At 69.0% G+C, this 15,977-nt stretch carries 16 protein-coding genes and 2 pseudogenes; 4 read left to right on the top strand and 14 right to left on the bottom strand.

Annotated features, from left to right (window positions below):
* Both ACIOJE_RS09450 and ACIOJE_RS09455 read right to left on the bottom strand, forming a co-directional pair.
* The coding region (locus ACIOJE_RS09450; protein ID WP_400774655.1) for an IS3 family transposase at positions 1 to 679 on the bottom strand (679 nt) is incomplete at its 3' end.
* Positions 676 to 987: a transposase gene (locus ACIOJE_RS09455; RefSeq protein WP_400774657.1), complete on the bottom strand. Its 312-nt coding sequence runs from the start codon at positions 985 to 987 to the stop codon at positions 676 to 678. The genes ACIOJE_RS09455 and ACIOJE_RS09450, both read right to left, overlap by 4 nt.
* 170 nt (positions 988 to 1,157) lie before the next feature.
* Here ACIOJE_RS09455 and ACIOJE_RS09460 point away from each other — a divergent pair, with 170 nt between their 5' ends.
* The gene (locus ACIOJE_RS09460) at positions 1,158 to 2,255 is read left to right on the top strand and encodes a MerR family transcriptional regulator (RefSeq protein WP_400775109.1); all 1,098 of its coding nucleotides are present in this window, start codon (positions 1,158 to 1,160) and stop codon (positions 2,253 to 2,255) included.
* Positions 2,256 to 2,683: 428 nt separating this feature from the next.
* Positions 2,684 to 3,274: a DUF6262 family protein gene (locus ACIOJE_RS09465; RefSeq protein WP_400774660.1), complete on the top strand. Its 591-nt coding sequence runs from the start codon at positions 2,684 to 2,686 to the stop codon at positions 3,272 to 3,274.
* 122 nt (positions 3,275 to 3,396) lie between these two features.
* Here the strand turns inward: ACIOJE_RS09465 and ACIOJE_RS09470 are convergent, their stop codons facing one another.
* The 5 genes and pseudogenes from ACIOJE_RS09470 to ACIOJE_RS09490 all read right to left on the bottom strand — a co-directional run bounded on the left by ACIOJE_RS09470 (position 3,397) and on the right by ACIOJE_RS09490 (position 6,889).
* Positions 3,397 to 4,653, bottom strand: a complete 1,257-nt coding sequence (locus ACIOJE_RS09470; protein WP_400774662.1) for an MFS transporter — start codon at positions 4,651 to 4,653, stop codon at positions 3,397 to 3,399.
* A gap of 76 nt (positions 4,654 to 4,729) precedes the next feature.
* Positions 4,730 to 5,008, bottom strand: coding sequence for a hypothetical protein (locus tag ACIOJE_RS09475; RefSeq protein ID WP_400774665.1), 279 nt, complete (start codon positions 5,006 to 5,008; stop codon positions 4,730 to 4,732).
* Between the two features lie 155 nt (positions 5,009 to 5,163).
* Positions 5,164 to 5,715, bottom strand: a pseudogene (locus ACIOJE_RS09480) (IS5 family transposase); the annotation flags it as partial.
* 379 nt (positions 5,716 to 6,094) lie between these two features.
* Positions 6,095 to 6,421 carry a putative quinol monooxygenase gene (locus tag ACIOJE_RS09485; protein WP_400774668.1) on the bottom strand — a complete coding sequence of 109 codons (327 nt, stop codon included), beginning with the start codon at positions 6,419 to 6,421 and terminating at the stop codon, positions 6,095 to 6,097.
* A 93-nt stretch (positions 6,422 to 6,514) separates the two neighbouring features.
* Entirely contained in the window at positions 6,515 to 6,889 is a 375-nt protein-coding gene (locus tag ACIOJE_RS09490; RefSeq protein ID WP_280681093.1) for a nuclear transport factor 2 family protein, read from the bottom strand.
* Between the two features lie 129 nt (positions 6,890 to 7,018).
* On the opposite strand from ACIOJE_RS09490, the gene ACIOJE_RS09495 reads away from it, so the two are divergent.
* Entirely contained in the window at positions 7,019 to 7,837 is an 819-nt protein-coding gene (locus ACIOJE_RS09495) for a MerR family transcriptional regulator (RefSeq protein ID WP_280681094.1), read from the top strand.
* Positions 7,838 to 8,573: 736 nt separating this feature from the next.
* On the opposite strand, the gene ACIOJE_RS09500 is transcribed toward ACIOJE_RS09495, so the two are convergent.
* The 3 genes from ACIOJE_RS09500 to ACIOJE_RS09510 all read right to left on the bottom strand — a co-directional run bounded on the left by ACIOJE_RS09500 (position 8,574) and on the right by ACIOJE_RS09510 (position 11,435).
* Positions 8,574 to 9,689, bottom strand: coding sequence for a DNA alkylation repair protein (locus ACIOJE_RS09500; RefSeq protein ID WP_400774671.1), 1,116 nt, complete (start codon positions 9,687 to 9,689; stop codon positions 8,574 to 8,576).
* Positions 9,690 to 10,184: 495 nt separating this feature from the next.
* A complete protein-coding gene (locus ACIOJE_RS09505) occupies positions 10,185 to 10,595 on the bottom strand; it encodes a VOC family protein (RefSeq protein WP_400774674.1) in 411 nt (136 codons plus the stop codon).
* A gap of 108 nt (positions 10,596 to 10,703) precedes the next feature.
* Positions 10,704 to 11,435, bottom strand: coding sequence for an SDR family oxidoreductase (locus ACIOJE_RS09510; protein ID WP_280681097.1), 732 nt, complete (start codon positions 11,433 to 11,435; stop codon positions 10,704 to 10,706).
* Between the two features lie 117 nt (positions 11,436 to 11,552).
* On the opposite strand from ACIOJE_RS09510, the gene ACIOJE_RS09515 reads away from it, so the two are divergent.
* Positions 11,553 to 12,380, top strand: coding sequence for a MerR family transcriptional regulator (locus ACIOJE_RS09515; RefSeq protein WP_280681098.1), 828 nt, complete (start codon positions 11,553 to 11,555; stop codon positions 12,378 to 12,380).
* A 56-nt stretch (positions 12,381 to 12,436) separates the two neighbouring features.
* On the opposite strand, the pseudogene ACIOJE_RS09520 reads toward ACIOJE_RS09515, so the two are convergent.
* From ACIOJE_RS09520 to ACIOJE_RS09535, 4 genes and pseudogenes are all read right to left on the bottom strand, one after another.
* Positions 12,437 to 13,346: pseudogene (locus ACIOJE_RS09520) on the bottom strand (IS982 family transposase).
* Between the two features lie 63 nt (positions 13,347 to 13,409).
* Positions 13,410 to 14,162 (bottom strand): hypothetical protein, encoded by a 753-nt coding sequence (locus ACIOJE_RS09525; protein ID WP_280681100.1) that lies wholly within the window; start codon positions 14,160 to 14,162, stop codon positions 13,410 to 13,412.
* A gap of 17 nt (positions 14,163 to 14,179) precedes the next feature.
* The gene (locus ACIOJE_RS09530) at positions 14,180 to 14,953 is read right to left on the bottom strand and encodes a hypothetical protein (protein ID WP_400774678.1); all 774 of its coding nucleotides are present in this window, start codon (positions 14,951 to 14,953) and stop codon (positions 14,180 to 14,182) included.
* Positions 14,950 to 15,888: an ABC transporter ATP-binding protein gene (locus ACIOJE_RS09535; protein WP_400774680.1), complete on the bottom strand. Its 939-nt coding sequence runs from the start codon at positions 15,886 to 15,888 to the stop codon at positions 14,950 to 14,952. Before ACIOJE_RS09535 ends, ACIOJE_RS09530 begins: the two co-directional genes overlap by 4 nt.
* Between the last annotated feature and the right edge of the window lie 89 nt (positions 15,889 to 15,977).

Here is a 15,977-nt window from a genome sequence, read left to right on the forward strand (position 1 = left end):
CGGCCATCGCGTTGTCGTACGAGTCCGCGACGGACCCGACGGATGCCGAGGCGCCGACCTCGACCAATCGCTCTGTGTAGCGAATGGATACGTATGGCGACCCGCGGTCGCTGTGATGAATGAGGTCGGCGTCCTTCTTGATCTTCTGCCGCCACAGCGCCATCTCCAGCGCGTCCAGCGGCAGGTCGGTCCGCATGTGGGTGGCGCCCTGCCAGCCCACGATCCGGCGGGAGTACGCGTCCAGGACGAACGCCACGTAGACCCGGCCCGACCAGGTCCGGACGTAGGTCGGGTCGGCCAGCCACAGCTGGTTCGGGCGCTGGGCGGTGAACCGGCGGTTGACCAGGTCCGGCGGACGCGGCGCCATCGGCTCCGGGACGGTGGTGCGGCGGCGCTGTCCGCGGATCACGCCCTCGATGTCGAGCTCGCGCATCAGCCGCTCGACGGCGCACCGCGCGACCTGGTGGCCGGCGCGGACCAGGGCGCGGGTGATCCGGCGGGCCCCGTAGGTGCGGCCGGATTCCTCCCACACCGCTGTGACCAGCGGAATCAGTTCTTCGTCGCGGAGCCGGCGGGCCGACTTCGGTCGCTGCTTGCGCGCGAAGTACGTCGACGGCGACAGCTCCAGCACCCGGCAGACGGGATCGACCCCGAAGCCGTCGCGCAGGTGGTCGATCACCTGCTCGGCCTCGTCCGGGGACGGTCGATCTCCTGGGCAAAAAACACGCTGGCGGCCTTGAGGATCTCGTTGGCCCGCCTCAACTCGGCGACTTCCTTGCGGAGTTCCTTCAGCTCGTCGCGCTCGACGGTGGTGAGGCGGTCGTCGCGCTCGCCGGCGTCGACCTCGGCCTGACGGACCCAGGACCTGAGGGCTTCCTTGTGGATGCCGAGGTCGCGGGCCACATGGGCGACGGGGCGGCCGGTCGAGCGGACCTCGCGTACGGCGCGCTCGCGGAGTTCATCGGGGTACTTGCCTGGTGCTGGCACTGCTCGTGGTTCTCCTTACGCCTGGATCGTAACAAACCCAGACATCAGGGACTCCAAGAAGGCCAGAGCAGCTCACTGCTTCGCGTTCGGCTCTTGCTGCCGCGAGTGTGGCTCTTGACCCTCACGTGGCGTCAGGCTGCATAGTCGGTGCCGTGGAGGATCACTGGACCGTGGGACGTGTGGCCGAGCTGGCCGGCGTGAGCGTCCGCACGCTGCATCACTATGACGAGATCAGGCTCGTTCGGCCGTCGGCGCGGACCGAGGCCGGGTACCGGGCCTATTCGGCGGGCGACGTGGAGCGGCTGCGGGAGGTGCTGGCCTATCGGCGGTTGGGCTTCGGGCTGCGGGAGGTTGCGGAACTGGTCGGCGACCCGTCCACCGACGCGGTCGCGCACCTGCGCCGACTGCGCGGCCTGCTGCTGGAGCGGCGTGATCGCGCTGACGCCATGGTGGCGGCCATCGACAGGGAACTTGAGGCACGGGCGAAGGGACTGAAGGTGACACCGGAGGAGCAACTGGAGATGCTCGGTGCACGGCTGTACGACGCTATCGGCGGCGCCTACACCGCGACACGGCGTACCGAGCCGCGGATCGCCACGCAGATCTGGGACGCGCTCGGGGACGCACAGACGGTGCTGAACGTCGGGGCCGGCACCGGCTCCTACGAGCCTGCTGATCGCGACGTGACCGCGGTGGAGCCATCGGCGGTCATGCGGGGGCAGCGGCCTGCCGGCTCGGCGCCGTGCGTGGCTGCCGCCGCGGAGAGCCTGCCGTTCGAGGGCCAGTCCTTCGACGTCGCGATGGCCGTATCCACCGTTCACCACTGGGGGGACCCGATAGCGGGGCTGCGCGAGATGCGGCGCGTGGCCCGCCGCGTGGTGGTGCTCACGTTCGACACCGACGAGCCCGGATGGCAGGACCGGTTCTGGCTTACCCGCGACTACCTGCCCGAGTTCGCCGCCGTCCTGGCAGAATTTCCCTCGCTTGCTGGGATGGCCGATGCGATCGGCGCCCGCGCGGAGCCGGTACCCATTCCGTGGGACTGCGCTGACGGCCTGTTCGAGGCGTACTGGCGCCGACCGGCGGCGTATCTGGAGGATCACGTGCGCCGTGCGATGTCCGTGTGGACGAGGGTCGGGCCGGAGACCGAGCAGCGGGCGGTGCGAAGCCTCAGCGACGACCTCAACTCCGGCCGGTGGGCCGAGCGCAACAGTGACCTCGCCGACCTCGACGCGGCAGATCTCGGCCTCCGCCTGCTCATAGCTTGAACCGCGTCGCAGCGTCAGTGTCATGGCGGCTCCTGGACGGCCCGCCGGTCATGTGCGGTGCTGAGCGGGCATGGCGCTGTGGACAGGGCAGGACGGGACCGGCGGCGCGACCCAGGGCTTCAAGAACAGATGCGCATGAAGGGGCAACTGTCCTGCAGGTTCGCATAGTTCGGAGAATGGCGACTGCTGGCCGAAGGCGCCCCCGACGACTACCTCCACCGGTACTTCGAACCCACCGCACGTGCCATCGACGGCCTGGAGAAGGCCCTCGCCGGACTCGGCCTCCTCGACGACGCACTCGCCTCGGACCTGCGCAAACCCCAGGACTACTTCCACCGCATATGGTCCACCGCCTTCCGCGCCGCAGACCTCGCCGAAGCCGGGCACGACGATCAGAACCGGCACGAAGACACAACCGACGAGGAGGCATGCGCGTAACCGCCACCGTCCCCCAACCCCGCACGACCGCCGCTCTGGCGGCCCGCCAACGCAGCACCGACGCCGCCCTTCGACGCGTCCACGAGGCCATCGCCCGGCTCCGACGGGAGAAGGCCAAGGTGAGCGTCGCTGCCGTCGCCCGCCGCGCGAACGTCTCCCGCACCTTCCTCTACGACCACCCCAACGCCAGGGTCGCGGTCGCCACCGCCATGGCCGAGGCCGGCGAGCGACGGGCCCAGTTGCTCGCCGACCAGGACGAGGCACACGAGGCGACCTGGCGCAAGCGGGCCATGAACGCCGAGGACGCCCTCAAGGCCGCCCACACCGAGATCCTCGCTCAACGCACCCGCATCGGTGAACTCCTCGGCCAGATCCGAGACTTGGAAGCTGAATGGACCCAGGAAGCCGTCCAGCGGATCACCACCGAGAACACCACCCTCAAACAACGCGTCCGCCAACTCACCACCGACAACCGCACCCTCGACGAACGCCTCAAGGCCGCCCGCTCAAACCTGCGCTTCCAGGACCGTCGCGTCGCCGACCTCGAAGCCCAGATCACGCAGCCCGGCCCCCGCGAATGATCACGTCCCGCTGATCACCGCACTCCCGCCGCTAACCACGGTGCCACCAGCGGCGAGTCCCGGCGTTTCCCTCCCGGTCACTGGAGAGGGGAACGCCGGCCCGGTCGTCCTCGACGTCCGTTCTATGACTTGGCTTGACGCAGACCCCGCAGCGAGGGTGAGGCCAAACCGGTGACCCCGGCCACGCAGCCGAGAACAGCGCACAGCGCGATCGCACTCCTGGCACCGGCCGCGTTCGCGAGCCAGCCCAGCACGTTGTTCGCCACCACCAGCGCCAGGCTCTGCACAAGCGTCAGCAGCGACTGGACCCGGGACACGTGCGTGTCCGGGGCACCGGCCAGGACCAGCGGGCCCATGTGACACGCGAACATGCCCGACCCCGCACCGACGACCACTGCCGCGGCAATGGCTGCGGCAGTGGCTGCGGCAGTGGCTGGAGCCGCCGCGAGTCCGGCCAGTCCCACCACGGCGAGCGCCAGGCCCAGGCTCGTGCCCATGCCGATCCGGCGCATAGGACCCAGGCGGGCAGCCAGCAGCGCGGCCAGGAGTATTCCGGCTCCCTGCCCTGCGGCGACCAGGCCCGCCGATCCCGGCCCCCAGCCGTTGGAACGGGCCAGCAGCGGACTGAGTAGGGCAACCGCCGGCAGCAGCCCCGCCGCAGCCGCTGCCGTCAGCAGCAGCGCGGTTCGAAGGACGGGATCCGTCACAGCGATCTTCACCCCGTCGGCGATCCCCGCAAGCAGGCTCTCCGCGCGAGGGGACCGCTCCGCCTCGGCCGCCGGCCGCACCCACAACATGACGGCCAGGACGGCAGCGAAGCTGCCCGCGTCGACCAGGGCCGTCCCGCTCAGGCCCGCCATCGCCACCAGCACCGCCCCCAGCGGGGCTCCGAGCAGGGAGGCCACCTGGCCGCCGGCCTGCCGCAGGGCCATCGCCCGGGGGAGTTGTTCCTTGCTCACCAAGCGGCGCGGCATGGATCCCGTCGCGGGGAGATAGAACGCATCGACGGTCCCGACCACAGCGGCGAACCCGAGCAGCATCCACGGTGGCGTCCCCCAGATCCGGGACGCCACGGCCAGGGCGAGTACAGCCGCGAGCATCGCCACATCGCCGGTGATCATCACGCGGCGGGCGCCGAAGCGGTCACCTACTGCCCCGCCCAGCAACAGGAGCACGGTCCGCGGCAGCGTGATCGCGGTCAGCACCAACGCGGCCATCTGACCGCCGTGAGCACTGGCCGCCCAGCCGAGAGCGAAGTAGAGGGCTGCGTCACCGACCAGAGAGACCCGGGTCCCCGCGAGCCAGCACAGATACGACCGGGGAAGAACGGTTCGTGAGGGAGGGGAGACAACGGATTCCGTGGTGCCAAGTGATGCCATGACCGCTGACCATAGGACCCTCAAGTTGGTCGAGGGCTAGTGACGGACCATCAGCAACCGCCAGACGACGCGCCCGTCACCGCACCACGCGGATCTCCGGCATCGGAAGCCGCCAACCGCCGATCAGACAGACCAGAACCCGGCGAGCTTTCTCCCGAACCTCGTTCCAACCCGGATCGGTAGAAAGCGCATCTTTCGACCAACGTTCAGCGTTCTCACGGCCGCCCATCCGGCACAGCACTGCGTCAATCGCCCGCAGTTCCGCAACGACCTCGTAGTCAAGGCGCCCCGCCCCCACAAGATGACCGACCACGCGGAAAGCATGGTCGTAGTCCAAGGCGAGCTCGTCCGTCATGACACCGTTCCGATCGGGCCAGGCAGATTGATCTGCTGCGTCAGCTGCCAAGACGGTCAGGGACTCTGTCAGCAGCTGGAAGCTCAGCTTGACTTTTAAGCTGCCGCTGCGATCTTGGCGAGGTGGGCTTCGAGCGTGGGTTCGCGTTTGCCGGTCTTCTCCAGGCGGTTCCCGCACCGCTCGGCCGCCTGGTCGAGCAGGGCCGTGCCGGCACTGTTGTCGTGTGCCGACGCGGCCGGGACGACGACGCCGATGATCAGCCCGAGCACGTCGACGGCCAGCCCTCGCTTGCGCCCCGGCGTCCTCTTGTTCGCGTCCAGTCCCGTCGTGGTCTTCGGGACGCCCGCGGCCGCGCGCACGGACTGGGTGTCGATGACCACGAGGGACGGGTCCTCTAATCGGCGGGCCTTCTCCCTCACCTGGCAGCGCAGAAGTTCCTGGATCCGCTGGTCGAGCCCGTCCTGGCGCCACAGGGTGAAGTAGTAGAACACCGCCGACCAGGCTGGCAGGTCATGAGGCAGGTAGCGCCACTGACAGCCCGTCCGGTTCTGGTAGAAGATCGCGTTCACGACTTCCCGGAGGTCACAGGTCCCGGGGTCTCCAGTCGCCGACCGCCTCACACGATCCTGCTTCCAGGTCGTGATCATCGGCTCGATCAACACCCACTGTTCATCCGATAAGTCGCTGGGGTACGGCTCTCGCTCCATATCCCAGATCTCAACATGCACATGCCGAACATCCAGCCCGTACGACGATCAGTACCACGAATGAGCGATCCCGAACCGAGGGAAAAGGGACTTAACGCCCTCTCAGTGGGCATTTAGGGATGGTTTGCGGTGCTAAGTCGCCTCGATAGCCAACATCTTCGACATGATTCGCACCTTACGTTCACCTTCGCCGCCTTCCGGGCGCCAACCTGCGTGACCGTTTGATCCGCTTCTCGACGCTGGATCCCGTCTGGTTTAGCAATAGAGGGAAATGTTCCTTCCAGTGCGGAGCTTCCGGACATTTCGCTCCATGCACCTTGGCGACGAATGCGACAAAGCCGATCAAAATACTCGTCGCAAACCATCCCTAAACGCCCACTCAGGCCTGGTCTCTGGGCGTTGCGATGCCCTGTCCGTGGTAGATCTCGTCGTAGTAGTGGATCACCAGAGGGCGGGTGAGCATGCCCTCGAAGGTAGCGGTGGAGCCGTGTTCGGCGCGCCAGGCGAGGTAGTCGGTGTAGTTGTGCGCCTCGGTCCACTGGGTCAGGCCCGTCACGTGGTCGGGGTCATTCTGGTCGCGCAGAATGCGGATGTCCTCGCAGCCCTCGAAGGTGAGGCTCTCGCCCAGGACGTCCAGCAGCGGCTTCGCGACTTCTTCGCCACGGCCAGGTTGGGCGAAGAACTCGGCAGTGACTTGTGCGCTCATGGGGATGTTCCTTCCGGGTCCGGTTCCATTCCGCGGCGGCCGGGCGAGGCGTCGGCGGCGGGGGCGGTGCGGTCTGGTCGACCTTGCTCGCGGTCAGTAGGGAGAGGGCTGGTTGTGGACGATGATCAGAGACGTGATCTTGCCGTCGGCAACCGTGAGATAGCTGGTGAGCACCAGCTCTTCGGGCAGGTCCGTCTTGTCGTACTCACCGTCGTAGCGCGCCCGCACGATCGTCAGGGCGCGGTGGTTCACGACCTCGGCCACCTCCATGGTGACCTTGTCGCCGACGATCTCGCGGCGCACCCAGGCGCGGATCGAGGTGAGGTCGGCGAACTCGCGGCGCACGTCGTTGACCACGGCGTCGTCGGCGAAGGTCGCCATGACGGCGTCCACGTCGAAGGCGTTGACCGCCTCGATGTAGGCGGCGACGACGTCGGGCAGAACCGCGGCCTGGATGTTGGTGTTCATGGGGAGCTCCTTCGATGACCTCGGCACTGGTGCGGTGCCTGCTCAAACGGTGGGCCCTGCCCGCACCGGAGAGTCAACCGGCGGCCCTGCGCTGGACCCTCCGGCAGGGGGAGGGTTGACACTGGTGCCATGCACACAGGCCTGACGGTCGGCGAGTTCTCCCGCGTGACCCATCTGAGCATCAAGACGCTGCGGCACTACCACGACGTCGGGCTGCTCGCGCCGGCCGATGTCGACCAGGGCACCGGCTACCGGTACTACTCCCTGGACCAGGTGCCCACCGCTCAGGTGATCGTGCGCCTGCGGAACCTGGACATGCCGGTGGCGGACGTGAAGGCGGTGCTGGCCGCCGAGGATGTGAGCACCCGCAACGAGCTGATCGCCGTGCATCTCGCCCGCCTGGAGGACCGGCTCGCGCAGGCGCAGAGCGCCGTCGAATCGCTGCGCGACCTGTTGGTCCGGCCCGTGCGCAGGCCGGCCATCGAGTACCGCACAGTCCGTGAGCAGGCGGCGATCGGGATCCGCGCGGTCGTCGACCACCAGGACCTGGCGGGCTGGTGGCAGGGCGCTCTTGGCGAGCTGCACGGCTTCACCACAGCCCGGGGACTGCGCACGACCGGCCCGATCGGCGGGCTGTTCGCGAATGAACTGCTCCAGGACGAACGCGGTGAGGCACTCGTGTTCATCCCGGTCGACGGCGAGGTTCGCCCGGTCGGCCGGATCGACGCGGTGGTGGTGCCCGGCGCGGAACTCGCGGTCGCGGTCCACCGCGGGCCCCTGCAGACCATCGACCTCACCTACGGTGACCTGGGTACCTACGCCGCACGGCACGAGATCGGCGTCGACGGCCCGCTACGCGAGTTCTACCTGCGCAGCCCCCTCGATGCGGCCGAGGATGACCAGTGGGTCACCGAGGTCGGCTGGCCCATCTTCCGCGCGAACGGCTAGTGACTGGGCCGCGCCGAGCGACGCCTCATGGTCGACTGGACCGAAACCCGCCCCAGCAGGCCCTGAACCGCTCGCAGCCGCGCGGCGTATGCCTGGTCGAGGACGCCCCCACGGTTGAAGCTCGGAAGGGAGCCGCGCCATGGCCTACGACGTGCGTGCACGCCAGGTCGGCGTCAGCGTCGGTCCCGACCGAAGCCGGTGACAGAAGAGCGGATGAGCTGTTTTCCTGGTCGTCGCATCGTTGGTCGGCCTCATCGTCCTGACCGTGGGGTTGTGGTATCCCTCGGTGCCGCTCCTCGGCTGCGTGGAGCTGATCCTGCTGTGTACCGGCGTTGCTGCGGCGCGGGGAAAAGACGCCCGCCGGGCGGCCCGGGTCCACGCACCGTCGGGACACATGGCGACGGCCACGAAGGCCGGCCAAGTCCCGTCCGGAGGGTCAGGGCGGCCCGGCCTCGGTGCCGAAGCCTTGTCGAAGCCGGAACCGGCGGCCGCCGCTGACACGTGTTGGGGGCCACACGGCCGACGGCGTTGATCGTGATCCAGGAATCGGAGCCGTTGCGCTGGCGGGACCACGGGACCCTTCGCGGTGTCCGCGATGACCAGCCGTACTACGAGCTCAGGGCCTTGTCCGGGGAGATGGCGGAACAGATCCGGGCGTTGATGGAGGCCGACGGCTGGCGGCTCTCCGTGGAGCAGTTCGTCGAGCCTGAGCGGGAGCCCGTTCCGCAGGCACGGGTTATGTCTCGCGCAGGAGGAAGGGGACGTAGCCGTAGCGGGCGCCGTTGACCTGCAACTCCAGGGCCTGGCCGCCCGGATAGAACCGGCGCGTGCTCAACGGCACGAACTTCTGGCCGCGGGTCAGAGCCAGCTTCTGTCCGGGGGCGAGAATGCGCGTGGTGAGCTTGTACACCCTGGGCGCCAGCGCGCCGTTGGCCTTGCGGTAGTGCACCACGTAGTCAACGGCGGTCTTGACCGGCTCGGCCCCGGTGTTCGTGATCGTCACGTCGAAGGTCAGTGTCTCGCCGACCGTGACCGTGTCGCTGTGCAGGTGGGGGCTGTCCACGCTCAGGTCGTCCGCCGTGCCGTAGCCCAGCAGCGCGAGGGCACCCGGATCCGCTTGCTTGATCAGGGTGCGCAGCCCGTGGCGCACCACACCGACCACCCTGCCGGCCGTGCCCGGCGTCGCGGTCTCGGTCCAGCGGCGGGCAGTGGCAACGGCCACAGCGGGGTCGGAGCGGCTGAGGTCGTTGAGGTGATTGGCCACGGAACGCCGGACGTAGTCCGACGGGTCGGCGTGCAGGGCGTCCAGGATCGCCTCGGTGGCGGCGGGTCGGGCCAGCAGCGCGGGTACCCGTTTGGCCCAGGGCAGGCGGGGCCGAGTGCCCTCACTGGCCAGACGGCGCACATGCGCGTCATCGTCCTGCGCCCAGATTTGTGCCATCACGAGGGTGCGATCCAGGTCGGTATTGAGGAAGGTGCGCAAAGCGAACTCACCGGTCAGGCGGGGCGTCAACCGTGCCAGCAGCACCAGGCCCGCGTCGAAGACGACCGCCGAGCCGTCACCGGTCGCGAGGCTGGCCACGGCCTCCGTCACCGGCCAGATCATCCAGCTAGTGAACGCCGGATCAGTCAGCGCCCGGGAGATGATCTTCTCACTGGCCGACCACTTGCTCGGCAGGTCGTTGATCAGCGCGTCACGTACCGCCCGGGCGCGCTCGGACAGCGCCATACCCGGCAGGCTCGCAGCGACCGCTCGGGTGGCCGTCCACTGACGCCGCGGTGCGACGCTGCTCAAGACCTCGGCCAGCGCTTCGACACAGTCCACGCTGATCAACTGATCGGCGAACGGCACGCCGTCCTCATCTCCTTCGTTGCTGGCAGTGCGGGCACGCTCACCCTAGGGTGTGTCCCCCTACGGGAGAGTCAAAGCCGCAGGCAGGTCACCCGGTCCGGCGGGCACGCACATCGGCCGGCCGTTTCCGTGCTCAGCGGCTTTACAGACGCCGGTCAGTTCCAAGGAAGACCAGGGCGCCGAGAGGCGGGAGCGGTGCAGGCCATAGGGGCGCTGGTCTTGCTCCGCTCGCGCCACGGGGTGGTGCGGTGGCGTCCTCGCGAGCTGCGATGACCATCCTGGAACGGGAACCGGGCCCACTGCCGCCACCCACCAGAAGCAGCGATGCCCACGAGCGAGGAACGCGCGGACCGCCGGGCGGTCCGCGCGAAGATCGCGGAGCAGCAGGCGGCAGCGCGCCGTACCGAGCGGTGTCGCCGCCTGCCCGTGACCGCAGGTGGGGTGGTCGCGGTCGGCGGGATTACCGCGCCATCACCCTCTTGGATCCCTCGGCGCTCACGCGCCCGTCTCGCGGCCGAGGTACTGCGTGAACTGCAGGGTCAGCCCGAACGTCGTCTCCGGCACCGTGAAGATGGAGTGGACCTCGTCGGTCTTGAACTCGCCTTGGAAGGCGACCCCTCGGTGTGCCAGTTCGGCCTTGGTGTCTTCGAGGTCGTCGACTTCATATCCGAGATGGCCGATGACCGCAGTCTCGCCATCCTTGAGCATCGGCATGCCGAAACCGGCGGCGCGGAGCTCAATCAGTTCCAGGCGCGTTTCACCGAAGAGCAGAAACTGCAGGTCGAGGTCGTCGGTGAGAATGCGCTTGCCGAGAGCGCTGCCATCAACGGTCTCGCCCGCCCGCGCGATGGTTTCGTCCATATCGCGCACGACGATTCCGATGTGATCCAACCCGAGGAGCTTCATGGCCCTCAGTCCTCCTTGTTCTCTTGCTGTTGTCTTTTGCTGTCGATCGAGATGCCCGTGTTCAGGCTGTGACCGACGCTGGTGCTCATGTCGAGCCACGTCACGGCGTTAGACAGCGGCGCGGCCGCCGTCGGCGGCCAGGACCGCGCCGGTCACGTAGCTGGCCTTGTCGGAGGCGAGGAAGGCGATGACCTCGGCGATCTCGTCGACCTGGGCGCCCCGTCCCATCAGTGAGGTCTTGGCGAAAGCCTCGGTGACGTCGTACAGCTCCGGGATGCTGTGCACCGCCCCGGGCGCGACGGCGTTGACCCGAACCCCCTTCGGGCTGAACTCGGCCGCCCACGAGCGGGTCATCGAGGCCATGGCTGCCTTGGTGGCACCGTAGGCGGCGGCGCCGTCCAGGCCGATCGTGCCGGCCATGCTCCCCAGGTTGACGATGCTGCCTCGGCCTCGAGCGGCCATGGCCGGGGCCAGAGCGGCGACGAGGAAGTAAGCGGAGCGGACGTTGCCGTCGAAGAGCGCGTCGTACCCGGGACCGTCGAGATCGGCGGTCGGGCCGAACCACGATGTGCCGACGTTGTTGACCAGCGCGTCGACTTCGCCGGCCTCCTCGGCCAGGCGGCGCACCTCGCTGATGTCCGTCAGGTCGGCTGCCACGAAGCGGGCTCGGCCTCCCTCGGCCTGGATGGCAGCGACGACCTCGGCGCCTCGCTCCGCGTTGCGGCCGTGGACGATGACCTCCCATCCGTCTCGGACCAGGCGCAGTGCAGCCGCCCGGCCGATGCCGTGGGTGGCCCCGGTGACCAGGGCGGTTCCAACAGTTCCAGCGGTGGTACTCATGACATCCTCGTTTCTGTGCGTCACGATCGGATGCCAGCGTTTGTGCTCCCGCTGGGGGAGGGTCAAGAGCGGAGTTTCTGTTTGACTCTCCTACGGGGGGAGAGTCACGCTGGGCTCGTGAACTCGACGATGCCCATCGGCGACTTCTCCCGGGCCACGCACCTGAGCGTGAAGATGCTTCGCCACTATCACGAGGTCGGACTGTTGGAGCCGGTCGAGGTGGCCGTGGACAGCGGGTACCGGCGTTATGCCGCGGAGCAGATCGTAAAGGCACAGATCATCCGCCGTTTCCGCGATCTGGAGATGCCGCTCGATGACATCCAGATCGTGCTTCAGGCTCCTGACGTCGAGACCCGCAATCGGGTGATCGCCAACCATCTGACGCGTCTCGAGTCCAGCCTGGCCCGAACCCAGGAGACGGTCGCATCCCTCCGGGGTCTGCTGGACCGCCCCCAGGACAGCACCGTCGCGATTGATCACCGCCATGTCGCCGCCGCGCCCGCCGCTGCCATCACCGACACCGTTGACCAGGCCGACGTTGTGGCCTGGTATCGGGGAGCCATGGGCGAAGTGGCTGCCACCCTGTCCGCCCAGGGCATCAACCCGGCCGGCCCCCTGGGGGGCATCTACGACACAGAGCTGTTCACCGAGGGCCGGGGGCGGGTCACGATCTTCCTTCCGTCCGACCCCCTGCCACAGCCGGTCGGACGCGTCAGCACCACCGTGATCCCGTCGGCAGAGCTCGCCACGATCGTCCATCTCGGTTCCAGCACCGAAGTCGACCGAACGTATGGCGCCCTCGCCGACTACGTGACCCGACACGCCCTGGCGGTCGACGGGCCGATTCGCGAGTACTACCTCGTCGGCCCCTCCGATACCCCGAATGAGTCGTTGTGGCAGACCGAAATTGGATGGCCGATCTTCCAAACCCGGCCCAGGCCTTAGATAACTACGCCACACGTGGAACGGTCCGGCGCGTCTAGATGATCAAGTCCAAGGGCTCAGTGATCGTTGGCGGTCAGTGACCGCATGATCTGCCGGCCTGTGTGCTCGTTGTGCCAGATGGCGGCGGTCAGCGCGAGGAGCCGCTGAAGCACGCGGACGATCACACCGTTGGGGGTCCGGCCGCGGTGCCGTTCGAGGTCGAGCTGACCCTTAAAGGTCTCGTTGATCGACTCGATGACCTGCCGCAACGGCTTGAACAGCTGCGATCCGGCCCGCCCGGCCTCACCCTTACGGGCCGGGCGTAGCAGTTCGATGTTCCAGCTGCGACTCGAACTCGCGGCCGAAGTAGTTCTTGTCGCCGATCAGCGTCTGTCCGGGTGGCCGGTCGGTGATGCGCGTCGGTTCGGTGGCGAGGATGTCGAGGAGCGTCTCGCGTTCGTCGGCCTTTGCCCCGGTCAGCGCGAACGCGATCGGTAGCCCGCCCAGCGTGCACAGCAGGTGCAGCCGAAGTCCCCAGAAGTAGCGCGTGTGGCTGGCGCAGTAGCTGTACTGCGCCCATCCGGCCAGGTCGGAGCGCTTGGCGGTCTCCCCGGAGCGGCCGCACTCGACCGGAGTAGAGTCCACCACCCACACGTCGTCGGTCCACAGTGCGGTGTCCGTAGCCAGCTCGCGCATGACGTGCCGGATGAGCCCGGCCGCCTTCCGCAGCCTCTTGTTGTAGCCGGGCTGCTTCGGCAGGTACGGGAACAGGTGCCGCAGGTGGGCCCGGGCATGCCGCAGCCAACGGGCCTCAGAGGTGTAGCCGAGCATGGCCTGCATCATCGACAGCGTCACCAGTTCGGCATCGCTGAGCTGCGGTGCTATGCCGACCACCGGCCGCCACGGGGCGAACTGCGTCGAACCGATCAGCAGGTCGCCGGTCTTGACGTAGAGTGCGGTCGCGAGGGAGTCCATGTCTGGCGTCACAACCGACCTTTGGACTCCCTCGCTTCATCTCATGCGTGTCAATGAGCCCTTGGCATCAATCATCTAGTCGCCGGAGGCCTGGTGCCGCCGGATCGCCCGCAGGCCGCCGTAAGCGGCTGCGGCCGTCCAGAGGGCCATGATCAGCAGCCCGGTCCAGTGCCCGTAGTGGATGCCGGACTCCGTCCGGGTGCGCATCGCGTACAGGCCGGCCCGGTCGGGCAGGAACTGTCCGACCTCGCGGACGCCGGGGATGGCCGCCAGCCAGGTGGTGCCGAGGAACACCATCGGGGCGAGCAGGCCGAGTGCGGCGCTGAAGTTGCCCAGCATCGCGGTCAGTCCGAGGCAGAGCAGCACCAGCAGCGGGTGGTAGAGCACGCCGGCCAGGAAGCTGCGGGCCAGGCCGGGGGTGGACAGGTCCAGTCCTACCGTGGCGTCGACGGCCAGGAACGAGCCCGCCGTCGACGCCAGCCCGAGCAGCAGACCCAGCCCGGCGCCGAGCGTGAGTTTGGCGCCGTACAGCCGCCCGCGCCGGGGGACGGCGATGAGCGAGGTGCTGATCATGCGGGTGTTGAACTCCTGCCCGATCAGCAGGATCCCGAGGCAGGCCACGGCCACGTGGCCGAAGAGCAGCCCGTAGTAGATCCCGTTGGCCGGGTCCACGCCGCTGGTCCGGTCCTTCGGGCCGGAGGCGGCGCTGACGGCCGCGGTGACTCCGACGGTCAGCGCCAGGGCGACCAGCGGGGCCGCCCACTGGGAGGGCAGGGTGGTGAACTTGATCCGTTCGGCGCGCAGGGCGTGGGCCGCGCTCATCGTCATCTTCCCTTCTGGTGAGGTCACTTGGCGCGCCGCAGGGCGAGCAGGCCGCCGTAGGCCGCGGCGCCGGTCCACAGGGCCATGATCAGCAGTCCGGTCCAGTGCCCGTACGAGACCCGCGGGTCGTCGGCGTAGTGCAGCGCGTACTGGCCGGCCCGGTCGGGCAGGAACTGGACCACCCGCCGCACCCCGGGCACACCGCCGAGCAGCGGCGAGAGCAGGAACACGACCGGCACCAGCAGGCCCATGGCGGCAGTGAGGTTGCCGAGCAGCGTGGTCACCCCGAGGCAGAACACCACCAGCAGCACCGGGTAGAGCACGCCGGCGGTGGCGCTGCGGGCGAAGCCGGGGCCGTCCCAGGTGCCGGGCACGGTGGCCGCGTACCCGGCGAAGGAGCCCGCGGTGCCGGCCGCGCCGACGCCGAGGCCGACCAGCGCGCCGAGCGTGAGCTTGGCGCCGTACAGCCGCCCGCGCCGGGGGACGGCGGTGAGCGACACGTCGATCATGCGGGTGTTGAACTCCTGGCCGATCAGCAGGATGGCGAAGCAGGCCAGCGCGGCCTGACCGAAGTTGAGCCCGTAGAAGACGCCCACGCCCGGGTCGTCGGTGATGGTGTGGTCCTTGCCGCCGAGCGCCGCGGTGACCGCGGTGGTCCCGCCCGCGGTGAGCACGAAGGACAGCAGCGGGGTGATCCAGAGCGAGCGGAGGGTGGTGAGCTTGATCCGCTCCGCGTTGAGGGCGGTGAAGATGGGGACGGAGTCGGAGCCGGGGTCGGGGTCGGGGTCGGGGCTCATGCGGCGGCCTCCGCCCGGTACTCGACGCTGTCGGCGGTCATCCGCATGAACGCCTCCTCCAGCGAGTCCTGTTGGACCGCGATCTCGTACAGCACCACGCCGTGCGCGGCGGCGAGCGCGGCGATCTGCTCGGGTTCGGCGCTGGTCACCTCCCAGGCGCCGTCGTCCACCTGGGTCGCGGCGAGGTCGGCGTCGGGGTCCGACTGCCGGAGCAGGTCGCTGCCGAGCAGGGCGGCCAGCTTGGTCGGGTTCACGGCCCGGACGCGGATCCTGGTCCGGCCGTGTCGCTCGATGAATTCGGCGGTGGTGGCGTCCGCGAGCAGCCGGCCGCGGCCGATGACCACCAAGTGGTCGGCGGTGAGCGCCATTTCGGTCATCAGATGGGACGACACCAGCACCGCCCGGCCCTCGGCGGCGAGTTCGCGCAGCAGGTTGCGGATCCAGCGGATGCCCTCCGGGTCGAGGCCGTTCACCGGTTCGTCCAGCAGCAGTACCGGCGGGTCGCCGAGCAGTGCGGCGGCCACTCCGAGACGCTGGCGCATGCCGAGGGAGAAGCCGCGGATCCGCCGACCGGTCGCGTCCGCCAGGCCGACCTGGGCGAGCACCTCGTCCACCCGGCGCTGCGGCAGGCCGTTGCTCGCGGCGAGCCAGCGCAGGTGGCCGCCGGCCGTGCGGCCGCCGTGCAGGGCGTGGGCGTCCAGCAGCGCGCCCACCTGCCTCAGCGGTTGGGCGAGTTCGGTGTACGGGCGGCCGCCGACCAGGGCGCGTCCGGCGGTGGGGCGGTCCAGGCCGAGGATCAGGCGCATGGTGGTGCTCTTGCCGGCGCCGTTCGGGCCGAGGAAGCCGGTCACCAGGCCGGGCCGGACCTCGAAGGACAGGTCGTCGACGACGCGCCGGCCGGCGTACTCCTTGGTGAGGCCCTGGATCTCGATCACGGCCGCGCTCCCTTCTCGGTGGTCCGGTGCCTCGGAGGCCCGGTGCTCTCGGTGCTCTCGGTGGTCCCGGCGGTTTCGGTGGTCCCGGC

The sequence above is a fragment of the Kitasatospora sp. NPDC087861 genome, from assembly GCF_044742585.1.
In the GTDB taxonomy this organism is placed as follows: Bacteria; Actinomycetota; Actinomycetes; order Streptomycetales; family Streptomycetaceae; genus Kitasatospora.